The sequence below is a fragment of the Comamonas sp. GW821-FHT11H03 genome (genome assembly GCF_058807955.1).
Genome location: NZ_JBXARF010000002.1, coordinates 822821 through 838905, shown reverse-complemented (window position 1 = coordinate 838905; position 16085 = coordinate 822821). Strand labels below are relative to the sequence as shown.

14 protein-coding genes are annotated in these 16085 nt (G+C 62.1%); 7 read left to right on the top strand and 7 right to left on the bottom strand.

The window, feature by feature from the left end; translation table 11 throughout:
* Positions 1-133 precede the first annotated feature (133 nt).
* The 5 genes from rpoD (at position 134) to AC1RTQ_RS08250 (ending at position 5827) form a co-directional block, all read left to right on the top strand.
* The gene (gene rpoD / locus AC1RTQ_RS08270; protein ID WP_492874959.1) at positions 134-2581 is read left to right on the top strand and encodes an RNA polymerase sigma factor RpoD; all 2448 of its coding nucleotides are present in this window, start codon (positions 134-136) and stop codon (positions 2579-2581) included.
* Positions 2582-2728: 147 nt separating this feature from the next.
* On the top strand, positions 2729-3721 hold the full coding sequence (locus tag AC1RTQ_RS08265) for a Bug family tripartite tricarboxylate transporter substrate binding protein (protein WP_492874958.1): 993 nt from the start codon (positions 2729-2731) through the stop codon (positions 3719-3721).
* A 21-nt stretch (positions 3722-3742) separates the two neighbouring features.
* Entirely contained in the window at positions 3743-4687 is a 945-nt protein-coding gene (locus AC1RTQ_RS08260; protein ID WP_492874957.1) for a ketopantoate reductase family protein, read from the top strand.
* 356 nt (positions 4688-5043) lie between these two features.
* Positions 5044-5349 carry a winged helix-turn-helix transcriptional regulator gene (locus tag AC1RTQ_RS08255; RefSeq protein WP_003057624.1) on the top strand — a complete coding sequence of 102 codons (306 nt, stop codon included), beginning with the start codon at positions 5044-5046 and terminating at the stop codon, positions 5347-5349.
* A 124-nt stretch (positions 5350-5473) separates the two neighbouring features.
* Entirely contained in the window at positions 5474-5827 is a 354-nt protein-coding gene (locus AC1RTQ_RS08250) for an FKBP-type peptidyl-prolyl cis-trans isomerase (RefSeq protein ID WP_304350380.1), read from the top strand.
* A gap of 77 nt (positions 5828-5904) precedes the next feature.
* Here AC1RTQ_RS08250 and AC1RTQ_RS08245 read toward each other — a convergent pair whose 3' ends face one another.
* The 4 genes from AC1RTQ_RS08245 to ppsA form a co-directional block, all read right to left on the bottom strand.
* Complete coding sequence (locus tag AC1RTQ_RS08245; protein WP_492874956.1) at positions 5905-6411, bottom strand: hypothetical protein; 507 nt, start codon at positions 6409-6411, stop codon at positions 5905-5907.
* A gap of 179 nt (positions 6412-6590) precedes the next feature.
* Positions 6591-8684 carry a VC_2705 family sodium/solute symporter gene (locus tag AC1RTQ_RS08240; RefSeq protein WP_492874955.1) on the bottom strand — a complete coding sequence of 698 codons (2094 nt, stop codon included), beginning with the start codon at positions 8682-8684 and terminating at the stop codon, positions 6591-6593.
* Positions 8677-9066 carry a DUF4212 domain-containing protein gene (locus tag AC1RTQ_RS08235; RefSeq protein ID WP_302091826.1) on the bottom strand — a complete coding sequence of 130 codons (390 nt, stop codon included), beginning with the start codon at positions 9064-9066 and terminating at the stop codon, positions 8677-8679. The genes AC1RTQ_RS08240 and AC1RTQ_RS08235 overlap by 8 nt, the downstream gene beginning before the upstream one ends.
* A 15-nt stretch (positions 9067-9081) precedes the next feature.
* Entirely contained in the window at positions 9082-11472 is a 2391-nt protein-coding gene (gene ppsA, locus AC1RTQ_RS08230; RefSeq protein ID WP_304350384.1) for a phosphoenolpyruvate synthase, read from the bottom strand.
* A gap of 252 nt (positions 11473-11724) precedes the next feature.
* Between ppsA and ppsR the strand changes: the two genes are divergently transcribed.
* Entirely contained in the window at positions 11725-12546 is an 822-nt protein-coding gene (gene ppsR, locus AC1RTQ_RS08225) for a posphoenolpyruvate synthetase regulatory kinase/phosphorylase PpsR (protein ID WP_302091828.1), read from the top strand.
* Between the two features lie 129 nt (positions 12547-12675).
* Here the strand turns inward: ppsR and AC1RTQ_RS08220 are convergent, their stop codons facing one another.
* A complete protein-coding gene (locus AC1RTQ_RS08220) occupies positions 12676-13596 on the bottom strand; it encodes a LysR family transcriptional regulator (RefSeq protein ID WP_492874954.1) in 921 nt (306 codons plus the stop codon).
* Positions 13597-13784: 188 nt separating this feature from the next.
* Between AC1RTQ_RS08220 and AC1RTQ_RS08215 the strand changes: the two genes are divergently transcribed.
* Positions 13785-14057, top strand: coding sequence for a DUF2798 domain-containing protein (locus AC1RTQ_RS08215; RefSeq protein ID WP_053282249.1), 273 nt, complete (start codon positions 13785-13787; stop codon positions 14055-14057).
* A gap of 88 nt (positions 14058-14145) precedes the next feature.
* Here AC1RTQ_RS08215 and AC1RTQ_RS08210 read toward each other — a convergent pair whose 3' ends face one another.
* Positions 14146-14979 carry a heme ABC transporter ATP-binding protein gene (locus tag AC1RTQ_RS08210; RefSeq protein WP_492874953.1) on the bottom strand — a complete coding sequence of 278 codons (834 nt, stop codon included), beginning with the start codon at positions 14977-14979 and terminating at the stop codon, positions 14146-14148.
* On the bottom strand, positions 14976-16085 hold the full coding sequence (locus AC1RTQ_RS08205; protein ID WP_492874982.1) for a FecCD family ABC transporter permease: 1110 nt from the start codon (positions 16083-16085) through the stop codon (positions 14976-14978). The genes AC1RTQ_RS08210 and AC1RTQ_RS08205 overlap by 4 nt, the downstream gene beginning before the upstream one ends.

The following is a 16085-nucleotide window of genomic DNA, read 5'->3' as shown; positions in this document are numbered from 1 at the left end:
AACATCTTGCCAGGGAGTCTTTGTGCTCCACCGGACAGGCTAGGCCTGTTCTTGCGCCAGCTTTAGCGGCGTTTGTTTGCATTTTCCGTTTTCCTTTGTGTGTTTGTGTGTGTTCGTACCGTGAGAGGTGTTCATGCCCGTTTCAAAGTCCGTGAAGTCCAAGCAGGCCCCAGAAGCTTCAGCAAAGCCCAAGACCTCTAAAACTTCCACTTCCGCAGCAGAGCCCGCGAAAAAGGCCAGTGCCAGCAAGCCTGCTGTGAAGAAGAGTGCTGCATCTGCAGCCGAAGCAAAGAAAGACACCACCGTGGTTACCAAGTCACAAGCCGAACTCAAAGCCATGGCCGATGCGCTGCTGGCACAGGCAACTCCCAAGCGCGGCCGCAAGAAGGCCGAAGAAGACGACGACACAGCTGCCGCTCCTGCCGCCAAGAAGACCGTCGCCAAAAAGGCCCCTGCGGCCAAGAAGGCAGCCGCCGTCAAGGCCCCTGCTGCCAGCGCCGATGCTGACAAGGCTCCCGCCAAGCGCGGTCGCAAGCCCAAGGCCAAGGAGGCCGACGGGGACATGGATGATGCAGACCTGTCGGATATCGACAGCGAACTGGAAGGCGAAGTCGAAGAGGAGGCATCGACCGAAGCGTCTGCTGCTCCTGCCGAAAAGGTCAAGCCTCTGCGCATGAAGATCAGCAAGGCGAAGGAACGCGCCTTGATGAAGGAATTCGGCCTGGACGAGACCGTTCTGACCGAAGAGGAAATGAACACCCGCCGTCAGCGTCTGAAGATGCTGATCAAGTTGGGCAAGACCCGCGGCTACCTGACCCACGCCGAAATCAACGACCACCTGCCCGACAAGCTGGTCGATGCCGAAACGCTGGAAGTCGTGATCTCCATGTTGAACGACATGGGCGTGGCCGTGTACGAGCAGACTCCCGATGCGGAAACCCTGCTGCTGAACAACACCGGCCAGTCGGCGACCACCGAAGAGGAAGCGGAAGAAGAGGCCGAAGCGGCTCTGTCCACCGTGGACTCCGAATTCGGTCGCACCACCGACCCCGTTCGCATGTACATGCGTGAAATGGGCACCGTCGAACTGCTGACACGCGAAGGCGAAATCGAAATCGCCAAGCGCATCGAAGGCGGTCTGATGGACATGATGGAAGCCATCTCGGCTTCTCCCGCGACCATCGCCGAAATCCTCAACATGGCTGAGGAAATCCGCGAAGGCAAGGTTGTCATCTCCACCGTGGTGGACGGCTTCGTCAATGCCAACGAGAACGACGACTATGTGGCCGAGGAAGACTTCGACGAATACGACGAAGAAGACGACGATGACGGCAAGGGCGGCTCCAAGGCCCTGACCAAGAAGCTCGAAGAGCTGAAGAACGAAGCCCTGGGTCGCTTTGACTCCATGCGCGAGCTCTTCGACAAGATGCACAAGGTGTATGACAAGGAAGGCTACGGCACCGAGGCATACATGAAGGTGCAAAAGGCCATCACCGAACAGCTGATGACCATTCGCTTCACGGCCAAGACGATCGAGAAGCTCTGCGATCTGGTGCGCGCCCAGGTGGACGACGTGCGCAAGAAGGAACGCGAGCTGCGCAAGATCATCGTGGACAAGTGCGGCATGCCGCAGGAGCAGTTCATCAAGGACTTCCCGCCCAACCTGCTGAACCTGGACTGGGTCATCAAGCAAGTGGCGGCAGGCAAGAACTACAGCGCCGTGCTGGAGCGCAACATTCCGCCCGTGCAGGAGCTGCAGCAGAACCTGATCGACCTGCAGGCCCGCGTGGTTGTGCCTCTGGAAGAGCTCAAGCACATCAACAAGCGCATGAACAGCGGCGAGCGCGCCAGCCGTGATGCCAAGAAGGAAATGATCGAGGCCAACCTGCGTCTCGTGATCTCCATCGCCAAGAAGTACACCAACCGCGGTCTGCAATTCCTGGATCTGATCCAGGAAGGCAATATCGGCCTGATGAAGGCCGTGGACAAGTTCGAATACCGTCGCGGCTACAAGTTCTCGACCTATGCGACCTGGTGGATTCGTCAGGCCATCACGCGCTCCATCGCTGACCAGGCCCGCACGATCCGTATCCCGGTGCACATGATCGAGACCATCAACAAGATGAACCGCATCTCGCGCCAGCACTTGCAAGAGTTTGGTTTCGAGCCCGATGCGTCCATCCTGGCCGCCAAGATGGAGATCCCCGAGGACAAGATCCGCAAGATCATGAAGATCGCCAAGGAACCGATCTCGATGGAAACCCCCATCGGTGACGACGACGATTCGCACCTGGGCGATTTCATTGAGGACGGCAACAACACGGCGCCTATCGACGCCGCCATGCAGGCCGGCCTGCGCGATGTGGTCAAGGACATCCTCGACGGCCTGACGCCTCGCGAAGCCAAGGTGCTGCGCATGCGCTTCGGTATCGAAATGTCCACCGACCACACACTGGAAGAAGTCGGCAAGCAGTTTGACGTGACGCGCGAGCGTATCCGTCAGATCGAAGCCAAGGCGCTGCGCAAACTCAAGCACCCTTCGCGCTCCGACAAGCTGCGCAGCTTCATCGACTCGCTGTAGAGTCAGCCCGAGGAACCGGCTCGCCGGTTCCCTGCTACTCAAAGCCCCGATCTGTTTCAGGTCGGGGCTTTTTCGTATGCACCCCAGGTCAGCAAGCCTTTGCTTTCTGCCAAACACACCAAAAGACACATAACAACGGAGACAGACATGAATACCCCTCACGCGAACAGCACCCCGACACGCCGCCACTGGCTCAGCTATTGCGCTGCCTTGCTATCTACACCTTTTGCAGCCATCGCCAATCCGCCCCAGCGCCTTGGCACACAGCTGCGTATCGTGATCCCCGCCAACCCCGGCGGCGGCTGGGACCAGACCGGCCGCGCCCTGGGCGCAGCGCTGACCAGCAGCGGCACTGTGGACAAGGTCATTTATGAAAACATCGGCGGCAAGGGCGGCACCATAGGCTTGGCCGAGTACACCAAACGCTATGGCAGCGACCCCAACAGCCTGCTGATCGGCGGCATGGTCATGGTCGGCGCTCTGGCGCTGAACAAGAAGTCGGCAGAGCTGCTTCAGGTGCAGCCCCTGGCGCGCCTGACCAGCGACTATCTGGTGGTGGCCGTGCCCCTCGACTCGCCGCTTGCCAACCCCAAGGCACTGGCCAAGGCCATGCGCGAGAACCTGCCCGCACTGACCATTGCCGGAGGCTCTGCAGGCGGTGTGGACCATATGTATGCGGGCATGCTGGCCCGCCTGGCCAAGGCCAATGCGGAGCAACTGCAATACAAGCCCTTTGCCGGCGGTAACGATGTGCTCCAGGCCCTGCTGCAAAAGCAGGTGCAGGTGGGAATCTCGGGATACAGCGAGTTCAGAGAAGCCTTGCAGGCGGGCAAGCTGCGCGCCATCGGTGTTTCGTCACGCCGTGCCATGTTCGGCATTGCCTCCATGCGCGAGCAGGGTCTGGACGCTGAAATGTCCAACTGGCGTGCCGTCTTTACAGGCAAGAATCTGCCTGCAGAGCGCGCCCAGCAACTGCTGGCGGCTATCGAGCAGGCAAGCAACCAGGACAGCTGGAAGCAAGCCCTGGTCAGCAATAATTGGAGCTCCTCCTGGAAAACCGGCAAGGCCCTGCAGGAATTTCTGGAGGTCGAGACCTCGACTGCCCAATTGATGACCTATCTGCTCAAGCTCAAGAGCTGAGCCTCTTTGCGAGATAGCCGCATGAACCTGGTCGACCACACCGCCCCTCCCTCCCGCCTCTGCGTTGCCGTCATGGGCGCTGGCTCGGTGGGCTGCTACTTTGGCGCTTTGCTGGCACGCGCCGGCCACCCGGTCACGCTGATCGGTAGAGCCTCGCATATGCAGGCCATCAGCCAGCACGGTCTGCGACTGCAGACGGCAACAGAAGATCTGCACCTGCCCGTCGCCACCAGCACCGAGCCCAGTGCCGTGGCGGGCGCCGATGTGGTGCTGTTCTGCGTGAAATCCACCGATACCGAGGCAGCGGCCGCACAGATCAAACCGCACCTGGCTGCACATACCCAGGTACTGAGCTTGCAAAACGGCGTGGACAACGACCAGCGCCTGCGCCAGGTGTTGGGTCAGCAGCCGGTGGCAGCTGCCGTGGTCTATGTGGCCACTGCCATGGCAGGCCCGGGCCATGTACGCCACTTTGGCCGGGGCGAGCTGGTCATCGCGCCCTGCCAGCAAGGCGATGCGATCGCGGACCAGTTCAGCGCCGCCGGCATTCCCACGCAGGTCTCGGATGGTGTGCAGGTTGCACTCTGGCAAAAGCTCATCATCAACTGCGTGTACAACGCACTCTCCGCCCTCACCCAGCAGCCCTATGGCTGGCTGCTCGCGCAGCAGGGCATACCCGCCGTGATGCAAGACATTGCCGCCGAATGCAAGACCGTGGCTCTGGCCGACGGCGTGCAGCTGCCGGCCTCCGTGGACGAGGCTGTAGCGGCCATAGCGCGCACCATGCCCCGGCAGCTTTCTTCCACGGCCCAGGATCTGGCGCTCGGCAAGCCCACGGAAATCGACCATCTCAACGGCTATGTGGTGCGACGCGGTCAGGCGCTGGGCATTGCCACGCCGCTCAACCGTCTGCTGCAGGTGCTGGTGCAGCTCAAGCAAATACCGACACAAAAGCAGGAACTATGATTTCCGTAGCTGCTCGCTCTGACAAATCAATGGCTAGAGTCATTTTTTACACCCAGAAACACCTAAGCCAGCACTAACACTTCCGGCATAGCTCGCCAACCTGTCCCGAGGGCTGCTTCAGCTCTGCCCTTATTGCTACAAACCCTGAAGCAAGCGAGTCTTCTCGCTGATTCGTGGCTGACCCGCAACACTTGCGTGCTGTTTGTGGCCTTTATCACTTCAAGGCGTTGCAGTCGAAGATTTGAAGCTACTAAACTTGTAGCAAAATAAATTAACCGCTATAGTCCATTGGACATGGCACTGAAAGCGCCTAGTGCGCCCAGCTCGACAACATCATTGCGCAAGGAGAAGCGTCCATGAGCTCCAAGGAAAACGCCGCCATCAACCAGCTGTTCGAGAAGCTCGAATGCCGCTATGCGCTGCGCGTGCTGTGGGCTTTGCGGGATGGTCATCCCCAGACCTTCCGACTGCTGCAAGACAGCGTGGGCGGCATCACGCCCAACACCTTGAACACCCGTATCAAGGAACTGCGTGAGTGTGGTCTGCTCGAGCATGGCAGCGATGGCTACACCGTCACACTGACCGGGCAGGATCTGCTCAAGCGCCTGTCCGACGTACAGGCCTTTGCCAACCGCTGGGTGGCAGCACGCGCCAAGAAGTAAACCTTGGCGCTGTGCCGGGGACTTGGCGGCAAGCGCGCACAACTATCATCCAAGGGCCCCAAGCGTGCTTGGCTGGCCCTTTTTCCATCGCCTTTTTCTGCTTTGCGCTGAAAGGAAATCCATCATGGCATTCAACACTACTGCCTCCGGCCTGCAATACGAAGACACCGTCGTAGGTGAAGGCGCCGAAGCCAAAGCCGGTCAGAGCGTGACCGTGCACTACACAGGCTGGCTCTACAACAACGGCGTTCAAGGCGCCAAGTTCGACTCCAGCAAGGACCGCAACGATCCTTTCGTCTTTGCACTGGGCGCCGGCATGGTCATCAAGGGCTGGGACGAAGGCGTGCAGGGCATGAAGGTGGGCGGCCAGCGCACGCTGCTGATCCCCGCTGCCCTGGGCTATGGTGCGCGCGGCGCCGGTGGCGTCATCCCTCCCAACGCCACGCTGAAGTTTGACGTGGAATTGCTGGCTGTCTAAAAAACAGGCTGGTTCATGAAAAAAGCGGCTCTCCGAAGCCGCTTTTTTCTATGCGAGAGGCTCGGCACAGTGGGTGTCTATGTCTCATCCGCCTCAAACAGCATCCTGTGCAAAGACGTATAGGCCTTGTCACCCGCAGCATCTCGTATGCGTGGAGCCAGCGCAGCCAGTTGCTCATAACCCATGGCCGCCTCCACCGCCAGATTCAGCCTGAAGCCCTTGAGCCCCAGAGCCCCCGTTATGGACACCGCTATCGGATAGGCTCTCTGGTAGCGCCTTTGGAAGCTGCCAGAGTCGACGTCAGCAGGTGCCAACGATGCCGAACTGCTCTTTGAGAGCGAAGATGCATGGGCCTGTGCGGCTGCATCAGCCACGACGGACGACTCTCTTGTGGCCAGCCAGCCCCTGCTGACCAGCGCCAGAATATCGTCCTTGTTCACCCCCAGCGCCGAGGTTGCCTCCAGCACCTGCATGAGGGTGCGACGACCGTCAAACAGCAAAAAGGCCGAGCGTAATCGCTGGCTCAGATCGGCATTGCGCTCCTTGAAGGCCTGCTGACCCTCGGGTGTTTTCACTAGATACATCGACCCCGCCCTCTGTGCATTGAATTGCTTTCCGCCCTGCAGGGTGGCAGCTATGGCTGCGGCTGAAAAGCGGGTTTTCCTGCAAGCCAGGTTCGCACATGCTCCAGATCAACTCATGACGGATATCCGGCAGAAAACTGCCTCGGACCCGATCCCAGAAATCGCTGAAGGCCGTCAAATCAAGAGTTTTTAACTCTCGCCCGCCGCTGCTCCCACCAGCTCACGAGCAATGTGGTGACCAAGCCCACCGGCACGCCAAACACTCCGGCCGAGATGGGCTGAATGCCCCACCAGAGTGCCTCGCCGCGCAGTGCCGAGGGCAGCACGCCCTGCAGCCCCGGCACATGAGAGAGCATGTAGTACACCGTCACGGCCAGGCCCAGCAGCATGCCGGCCACCGCACCACGGCGCGTGGTGCCACGCCAGAAGATGCCCAGCACCATGGCTGGCACAAAAGCCGAGCCCGCCAGAGAGAAGGAGGCCGAGACCATGGGAAGAATGTCCGAAGAGCGCCGCGCCGCCACAAATGCCGCCGACAGGGCCACCAGCAGCAATGCGAACTTGGAGAGAATCACGCGCTGTTCGGGCGAGACACGCCGCTTGCGCGTATCCAGGCGCCGCCGCTCCTGAAAATAGAGGTCACGCACCAAGGCATTGCTGATGGTCAGCAGCAGGCCGTCGGCCGTGGACAGGGCCGCCGCCAGCCCGCCAGCAGCCACCAGCCCGGAGAGCACATAAGGCATGCCGCCGAGTTCTGGAGTGGCCAGCATGATGAGGTCGGCCCCCATGCGGATTTCGGCAAACTGCAAGATGCCATCGCCGTTGATATCCTCCACCGACAGCAGCGAGGCGTCCACCCTTGACCACTGCGCAATCCAGTTCGGCAAGGCATCGAAATGCGTGCCCACGAGATTGCTCATGACCTCGTACTTCACCAGCACGGCCAAGGCCGGTGCGCCAAGATACAGCAGGCCGATAAAGAACAGCGACCAGGCCACCGAGGTACGCGCCGCCGACACCGAGGGAACCGTGAAATAGCGCGTGAGCAAGTGCGGCAGCCCGGCAGTGCCGACCATCAAGCAAAACATCAGCGCCAGAAAATTGCGCCGACTTTCCTCATAGGCTTTCTGCTCGGCCGGCGAGCCATGCGGATCGCCCGCGAAAGGCTGGCTTTGCAGCGGCATGCCGCCCAGCGGCTTGGCCCGCTCATAGGCCTCGTGCAGCTCGCGGCTCCAGAGCTCGCGTGCCGCCACCTCGTCCTTGGGCATGGCGGCCAGTTCCCGGCTGGCGGTCATGATGGCACCGATATTGCCGCTGCTGGTGCGCAGTTCGCGGATATGCTCGCTCAGCGCCTGACGTTCAGCCGCCAGCACATTGGGCACATCGCGCAGCTTGGCCTGCAGCACCTGGGCCCGGGTGCGGTAGGCCTCCAGCACAGACTGCTCAGCCTCCGAGGACAGCAGCTGCTGCTCCATGGCACCAATCTTGCCCAATTGCTGGCTATAGGCCAGCTGCGCCCAGGGGTTGCCCAGCTGTTTGTAGGCCAGCCAGGAAACCGGCAGCATGAAGGCCAGCAGGATCACCACATATTGTGCCACCTGAGTCCAGGTGATCGCCCGCATTCCACCCAGGAACGAGCACAGCAGCACGCCACCCAACCCCAGCATGATGCCGATCTCGAACTGAACACCGGTCAGCCGTGCGGCAATCAGGCCCACGCCATAGATCTGCGCCACCACATAAGTGAAGGAGCAGGTAATGCCTGCCAGCGCAGCAATGATGCGCGGCCAGCGTCCCCCATAGCGCGCCTGGAAGAAATCTGGCACGGTATAGAGATTCATGGCCCGCAGATAGGGGGCAATCAGCATGCCGACCAGGCAGAACCCTCCCGTCCACCCCAGGACATAGGCCAGCCCGCCGGGCTGTGTGCCGGTTCCCGAAAAGCCTTGCAGATAAAGCGCGCCGGAGAGGCTGATGAACGAGGCTGCGCTCATCCAGTCGGCAGCCGCCGCCATGCCGTTGTAGAAAGGCGGAATGCGCCGGCCGGCGACGAAATACTCCTCGGCATCGCTGGTGCGCGAATACACACCGATGGCCGCGTACACCATCACTGTGGAGAACAGGAAGATGGGCCCTATCCAGTGCCGCGAAAGCCCGCGCTCCTCGGCCCAGAGCATGGTCAGCAAAAAGCCCGCCGTGCCCAGCACATAGAGAAAAAGAATGCGATGCAGCCGCCAGTGGTAGGCACGGCTCAGAACGGGCCGCTCAGGCATGAAGATCGGAAGCGGCAGAGGAGGCATCGTGAGCCTCAGCCGCTTTGCGCGCCTCGTCACGCGCCTGTTGGCGTTCGAAATAATCCATGGCCACACAATAGACCACGATGATGAGCAGGAACATCAGGACTGCCCCTTGGGCCGCCATCCAGTAGGCCACGGGCCAGTCGGGCACCAGCTCCTGGATATCCCGCGCGAAGTAGCAGATGCCAAATGAAAATACCACCCAGACCGTCAGCAGCAAGGCCTTGAGTCTCAGGTGGTAGGTATCGTGCAGATCCGGCGGGAAGGTGACTTCCACCGGATTGCCCAACGCATCGAATGCCTGTCGCGGAGCATCCGGCGCAGCATCGTCATGCACGGGCGCGTGATGCGTCTGCATGCCGATGCGCAAGGCTTATTCAGCCAGCTTCTGCCAGGTGGAGACCACGCTGTCAGGGTTCAGGGAGATGGACGAGATGCCTTCGTCGGCCAGCCACTTGGCAAAGTCGGGGTGGTCCGAAGGGCCTTGGCCGCAGATACCCACATACTTGTCCTGATCGCGGCAGGCCTTGATGGCATGAACCAGCAGCTTCTTGACAGCGGGGTCGCGCTCGTCGAAATCAACGGCCAGCAGCTCCAGACCGGAGTCGCGGTCCAGGCCCAGGGTCAGCTGGGTCAGGTCGTTGGAGCCTATAGAGAAACCGTCGAAGTACTCGAGGAACTCTTCGGCCAGCACGGCGTTGGAGGGCACTTCGCACATCATGATCAGCTGCAGGCCGTTTTCACCACGCTTGAGGCCGTTCTCGGCCAGCAGCTCGGTCACGCGCTTGGCCTGGCCCAGGGTACGTACGAAGGGAATCATGATCTTGACATTGGTCAGACCCATGTCCTCGCGCACGCGGCGCAGGGCTTCGCATTCCATCTTGAAGGCTTCACCGAACTCGGCCGAGATGTAACGCGCGGCACCGCGGAAGCCCAGCATGGGGTTCTCTTCCTCGGGTTCGTAACGGCTGCCGCCGATCAGCTTGCGGTACTCGTTGGACTTGAAGTCGGACATGCGCACGATCACGGGCTTGGGCCAGAAAGCGGCGGCAATCGTTGCCACGCCTTCGGTCACCTTGTCCACGTAGAACGCGCGGGGCGAGGCATGGCCTCGGGCCACGGACTCGACAGCCTTCTTCAGATCGGCGTCAACGGCGGGGTAGTCCAGGATGGCCTTGGGGTGCACGCCGATGTTGTTGTTGATGATGAATTCCAGGCGGGCCAGACCCACGCCCTCATTGGGCAGCTGGGCAAAGTCAAAAGCCAGCTGGGGATTGCCCACGTTCATCATGATCTTGGTGGAGATGCTGGGCATCTCGCCACGCTTGACCTCGGTCACTTCGGTTTCCAGCAGACCGTCGTAGATCTTGCCGGTATCGCCTTCCGCGCAGGACACGGTGACCAGGGTTTCGGCCTTGAGCAGATCGGTCGCATTGCCGCAGCCCACGACGGCAGGGATGCCCAGCTCGCGAGCAATGATGGCTGCGTGGCAGGTACGGCCGCCACGGTTGGTGACGATGGCCGAAGCCTTCTTCATGACGGGCTCCCAGTTGGGGTCGGTCATGTCGGTCACCAGCACGTCGCCGGCCTGCACCTGATCCATCTGCGAGATGTCGGACACCAGGCGCACGGGGCCGGTGCCGATCTTCTGGCCGATGGCGCGGCCTTCGGCCAGCACGGTGCCCGTGCCCTTGAGCTTGTAGCGCAGCTCGGCCTGGCCCTTGGCCTGGCTCTTGACGGTTTCGGGGCGCGCCTGGAGGATGTAGAGCTGGCCGTCGGTGCCGTCCTTGCCCCATTCGATATCCATGGGGCGGCCGTAATGCTGCTCGATCACCAGAGCGTAATGCGCCAGCTGCTGCACTTCCTCGTCAGTCAGCGAATAGCGGTTGCGCAGCTCATGGGCCACATCCACGGTCTTGACCAGCTTGCCGTCGGCAGCCTTTTCCTCGGGCGTGGCAAAGATCATCTGGATCAGCTTGGAGCCCAGATTGCGGCGGATCAGCGCCTTGTTGCCAGCCTTGAGCATGGGCTTGTGCACATAGAACTCGTCGGGGTTCACGGCGCCCTGCACCACGGTCTCGCCCAGGCCGTAGCTGGAGGTGATGAAGACCACTTCCTCGAAACCGGATTCTGTGTCGATGGTGAACATCACGCCGGCAGCGCCCTTGTCGGAGCGCACCATGCGCTGCACGCCGGCGGACAGAGCCACCACATCGTGCTCGAAGCCCTTGTGCACGCGGTAGGAGATGGCGCGGTCGTTGTACAGCGACGCGAACACTTCCTTCATCTTGTGCAGCACGTCTTCAATGCCCACCACGTTCAGGAAGGTTTCCTGCTGGCCGGCAAACGATGCATCGGGCAGATCTTCCGCAGTGGCGGAAGAGCGCACGGCAAACGATGCCTCGGCATTGCCGCCTTGCAGGCGGACAAATTCTTCACGGATGGCCTGCTCCAGATCGGCGGGGAAAGGCTGGCTTTCCACCATGGCGCGGATTTCCGCACCCACAGCGGCCAGGGCGCGGACATCGTCCACGTCCAGAGCGGCCAGCTTGGCCGAGATCTTGCCAGCCAGACCTTCAAAGGCCAGGAATTCGCGGAAGGCATGAGCCGTGGTGGCAAAGCCGGTGGGCACGCGCACGCCCTGGGGCAGTTGCGAGATCATTTCGCCGAGCGAGGCGTTCTTGCCGCCGACCGACTCGACGTCGGTCATGCGCAGTTTTTCGAACGGAACGACTAATGCGGTCGCTTCGAAGAGTTGAGACATGGGAAAGCTCCAAAGGTAAAAAACCGGCACGCTTGCGGCGACTGGGCTGAATGGCCAGGGCACGCGAACCCACGCTGCATCGATGCAGTGCTTTGCTGTTCTGGATGTTGACCGTCAACGAGCATGGGTGGAATTTGGGAATAATGGGCGCAATTGTAGGCCTAGCCATGAACCCTGGCGCGGCTCAAACCTGTTTCAGACTTCAGGGCATGGCATTGCCGGCCCCGCCTCCACCTAATCACTGCGCGCACCATGCATACCCATACGATTTTTGTCATTTCTGACGGCACAGGCATCACGGCCGAGACCTTTGGCACGGCCATCATGGCCCAGTTCGAGAGCAAGCCGAGGCTGATTCGCATCCCCTTTGTGGACTCGATGGACAAAATTCATCAGGCCGTGCGCCAGATCAACCATGTGGCCGAGGTGGAGAAGAGAAAGCCCATCATCTTCACCACCCTGGTCAATCAGGAGATGCTGGAATTCCTTGAAGCCAACTGCAAGGGCAAGCTGTTCGACATGTTCGGCACCTTTGTGCGCCCGCTGGAAGTGGAGCTGGGCCAGAAGTCGCTGCACCGCGTGGGCCGCTTTGCCGACATCAGCGAGAGCAAGGAATATCTGGAGCGCATGGAGGCCATCAACTACACGCTGGCTCACGATGACGGCCAGACCCATGCCGACCTGAGCGGCGCCGACGTGATCCTGGTGGGCGTGAGCCGCTCGGGCAAGACGCCTACCAGTCTGTACCTGGCCATGCAGTTCGGCCTCAAGGTGGCCAACTACCCGCTGATTCCCGAGGACTTCGAGCGCAAGCAGTTGCCGCCCGCGCTGGAGCCCTACCGCAAAAAGCTGTTTGGCCTGACGATTCAGCCCGAGCGCCTGTCCAGCATCCGCAACGAACGCCGTCCCGACTCCAAGTACGCCAGCCTGCCCAACTGCCGCTACGAGGTGGCCGAGGCCGAGGCCATGATGCGCAGAAGCGGCATCCAGTGGCTGTCCAGCACCACCAAGTCGATCGAAGAGATTGCCACCACCATCTTGCAGGAAGTGCTGCCGCAGCATCTGGGGCATTGAGCCCCCTGAGCGGCTTTGCCGCTTCCCCCGAGGGGGACGACACCCTCGGTGCGGGCGGCCCTTCCTCGGTGTCTCTCATTTGAGCTGCGTCGGTTTCAAGAGCTGCCGCTACTACCCAGACGGTGAAGTTCACCACCGCTGCGGTAATGCCTCAACAAGATAGTCCACCAGTGCCCTGACCTTGGCGGGCACATACTGACGGTCTCTGAAGCAGGCAAAAAAGTCCAGCGGCTCATCGGCAAACTGCAGCTGGCCTTTGCGCCCCGGCTTGAGGCTCAGCGGCACCAGCCGCCCGTCGCGCACATGTTCGTGCACGATAAAGTCACCCGCCCAGGTAATGCCGCCGCCCGCGACCGCATATTCCACCAGTGCGTCGATATCACTGCCAATCAGCGCAATGCGCTGGGGCGGATCGGCTCTTTGCCCGTCACGTTGAAACGGCCAGCGCATGAGCCGGCCGTCGCGCTCGCGCCGGTACAGCAGACAGGCATGCCCCAGCAGCTCCTGCGCCGTCTGCGGTCGGCCGTGCTGCTGCAGATACTGGGGCGAGGCACACAGAATGCGCGGCATCGAGGCCAGCAGCCGCACCGACATGCCGGGCTCCAGCACATCGCGGTAGCGCACGCTGATGTCCACATCCTCCTTGAGCACGTCCACATGCCGGTCCGTGATCAACAGCTCCAGCTCCAGCCGCGGATGCAGCGCGGTAAACGCGGGCAGCAGCGGCGCCAGCACATGGCGGCCGAACGCGGCCATGCAGGCAATGCGCAATCTGCCTTGCAGCTCTCCATGAATCAGCGAGAGATCGGACTGGGCTTTTTCGAGCTCGTCGAGCACCGGAGCGACGCGCGCCAGATAGCGCTCGCCGGCCTCGGTCAAGGCCATGGAGCGGGTGGTGCGGGTGATCAGGCGCGTGCCCAGTTCACGCTCCAGCCGTGCGAGGTTCTGGCTGGCTGCGGCGGGCGATATGCCCAGCTGGCGCGCGGCCGAGGCGATAGAGCCTCCCTCCAGCGCTTTGACAAAGGTTTCTATGGCTCGCAGATTCGGCATGACTGAGAATGTATCCCCAATTGCATTCGAAAGTTCTGCTTATGAGTGCAACAAGTCCCGGGCCTCTACCGCAGCCCGCTGACCCTGCCTACAGTTCAGCCCTGTTTCCCATCCTTGCATTCGGCCCGAACCGCTGGCAGGCCCACTCCCGCCGCAGCGACGCGCCATGCATTTCCGGCATCGCTTTCATGAACTCCTCCACCAGCTCTTCCCCATCCAGACTTTCGACGCTGAAGCTGCACCGGCGTTACACGCCATTTGTCTTTGCGTTTTTCATGGCCGGCATCATGGCGTTTCTGATGTGCTGCACCATCGTGGCGGCCAATACCGGCTTTGACAGCGGCTATGTCCGTCGCGTGTTCAGCGCCTATGCGCTGGCCATGCCGGTGGCATTTTTCTGCGTGATGATGGTGCGGCCGCTGGTGCTCAAGCTGGTTGCGCTGACCGTGCATACGCATTGACAGCCAGTGACAGCTAGGTCATTAGCTATTGAATATGAAGCAGCCTGCGCATGACTGGCTTCATAATTCAATTCAATCTGCTGAAATTTCAAGCAGGTAAAGCGGTATCAGCTACAAAAATATATTGCAGCGCGCCGTCGCTGCTGCGCACCGGGTCGCACTGCATGCCCCAGACCTGCCGCACCAGCGCCGGTTGCAGCACATCCAGCACCGCACCGTGATGCACTCCGGCATCACCGCCCAGCACCAGCACATCGTCGGCATAGCGCAGCGCCAGGTTCAGATCATGGATCACCGCCACCACACCCGCGCCCTGCTGAGCGGCCCACTGGCGCAGCAGACGCATGGCATGGTGCTGATGGGCCAGATCGAGAGCGGCGGTGGGTTCGTCCAGCAGCAGCCAGCGCGCCGCGCCGTCGGCGGGCGCGCGCCCATCTGGCCAGATCTGCGCCAGTGCCCGGGCCAGATGGGTGCGAGCCCGCTCCCCGCCCGACAGCGTGTTGATGCTGCGCTGCGCCAGATGACCGACCCCGGTCAGCGCCATGGCCTGCGCCAGAATTTGCGCTTCCCCGGCGGCTGGCTGGTGACGATGCGGATAACGCCCCAGCTCCACCACCTCCTGGGCCGTGAAGTCAAAGGCCACGCTGCAATCCTGGGGCATGACGGAGCGACGGCGCGCAAGCCCTTCCACCGCATGCCCGGACAGCTCCAGCCCGTCGAGCAGAACCTGCCCCGACTGCGGCGCGCGCTCGCCCACCAGCATGGACATCAGCGTGGATTTGCCGGCGCCATTGGGGCCGAGAATGGCGGTAAAGCGCCCGGCCGCAATCCGCACATCCACCGTCGCTAGGCGCGGTCCCTTGGCTACGCCGACACCCAGATTGCGGCATTCGAGGCTGGACAGCCCTTGGTGCGCACTCATACCTTGCTCCTGAACTGGCGCAGCATGGCCAGAAAAAGCGGCACGCCGATAAACGCGGTGAGCACCCCCAGCGGCAGCTCGGCCGGCTTGGCAATGGTGCGCGCCACGGCATCGGCGCTGACCACCAGCGCCGCGCCCAGCAGGGCCGAGCCCGGCAGCACCACGCGATGGTCAGGCCCTGCCATCAGCCGCACCCAGTGCGGCGCGACCAGGCCGATGAAGCCGATGATGCCCGTGGTCGCGGTCACGGCCCCCACGGCCAGCGCCGCCACCATCACGGCGCGGCGCTTGGTCTTCTCCACGGCCACGCCCAGCAAATTGGCCTGGGCCTCGCCAAGAGCGATCGCATTCAGCGGCCTAGCCAGCGCCAGCGCTGCCGCCGCGCTGACGGCCACGGCCGCCGACACCAGGGCCAGCGCACTCCAGCGCGAGGCGCCCAGGCTGCCCAGCAGCCACATCTGCAGGTTGCGCAGTTGCTCATCCGTCGATACAAAGCTCAAAAAACCCAGTCCGGCACCGGCCAGCGCATTGATGGCAATGCCGGCCAGCAGCATCAGGCCAATGCGGGTCGTGCCCTGGACCTGGCCCAGTACATAGACCACGGCGGTCACGACAAGGCCGCCGCCAAAAGCCATGGCCACCAGGGCCCAGCTGCCCAGATGACGCGGTAGCCAGGGCAGATACAGGCCGCCCAGCACGATGGTGGTGCCTGCAGCCAGGGCCGCGCCGCTGCTGACGCCAATCAGCCCGGGGTCCGCCAGCGGATTGCGAAACAGCCCCTGCATCAATGCGCCGGCCAGCCCCAGTCCCGCACCCGCAGCCACGCCCATGAGCAGGCGCGGCAGGCGGATATTGAGAAAGACCAGATGCTCGGGACCGCTGTCCACGGCACCACCAAAAAGACTGCGAAGCCCGTCCCAGACAATCCCTGGCAACTGTCCCGGTGCAATGGCATAGGCCCCACTGGCACTTCCCCACACCATGGCCAGCAGCACCAGAGCCGCCCCCAGCAACAGGGCTGCGCTGCGGCTGAGCCGTCCAGCAGGAGTGCGCCAGCGCGATGCGACAGGCCGCTCGACTGCTGGCTTTGGTGCCACGCTCCCCAT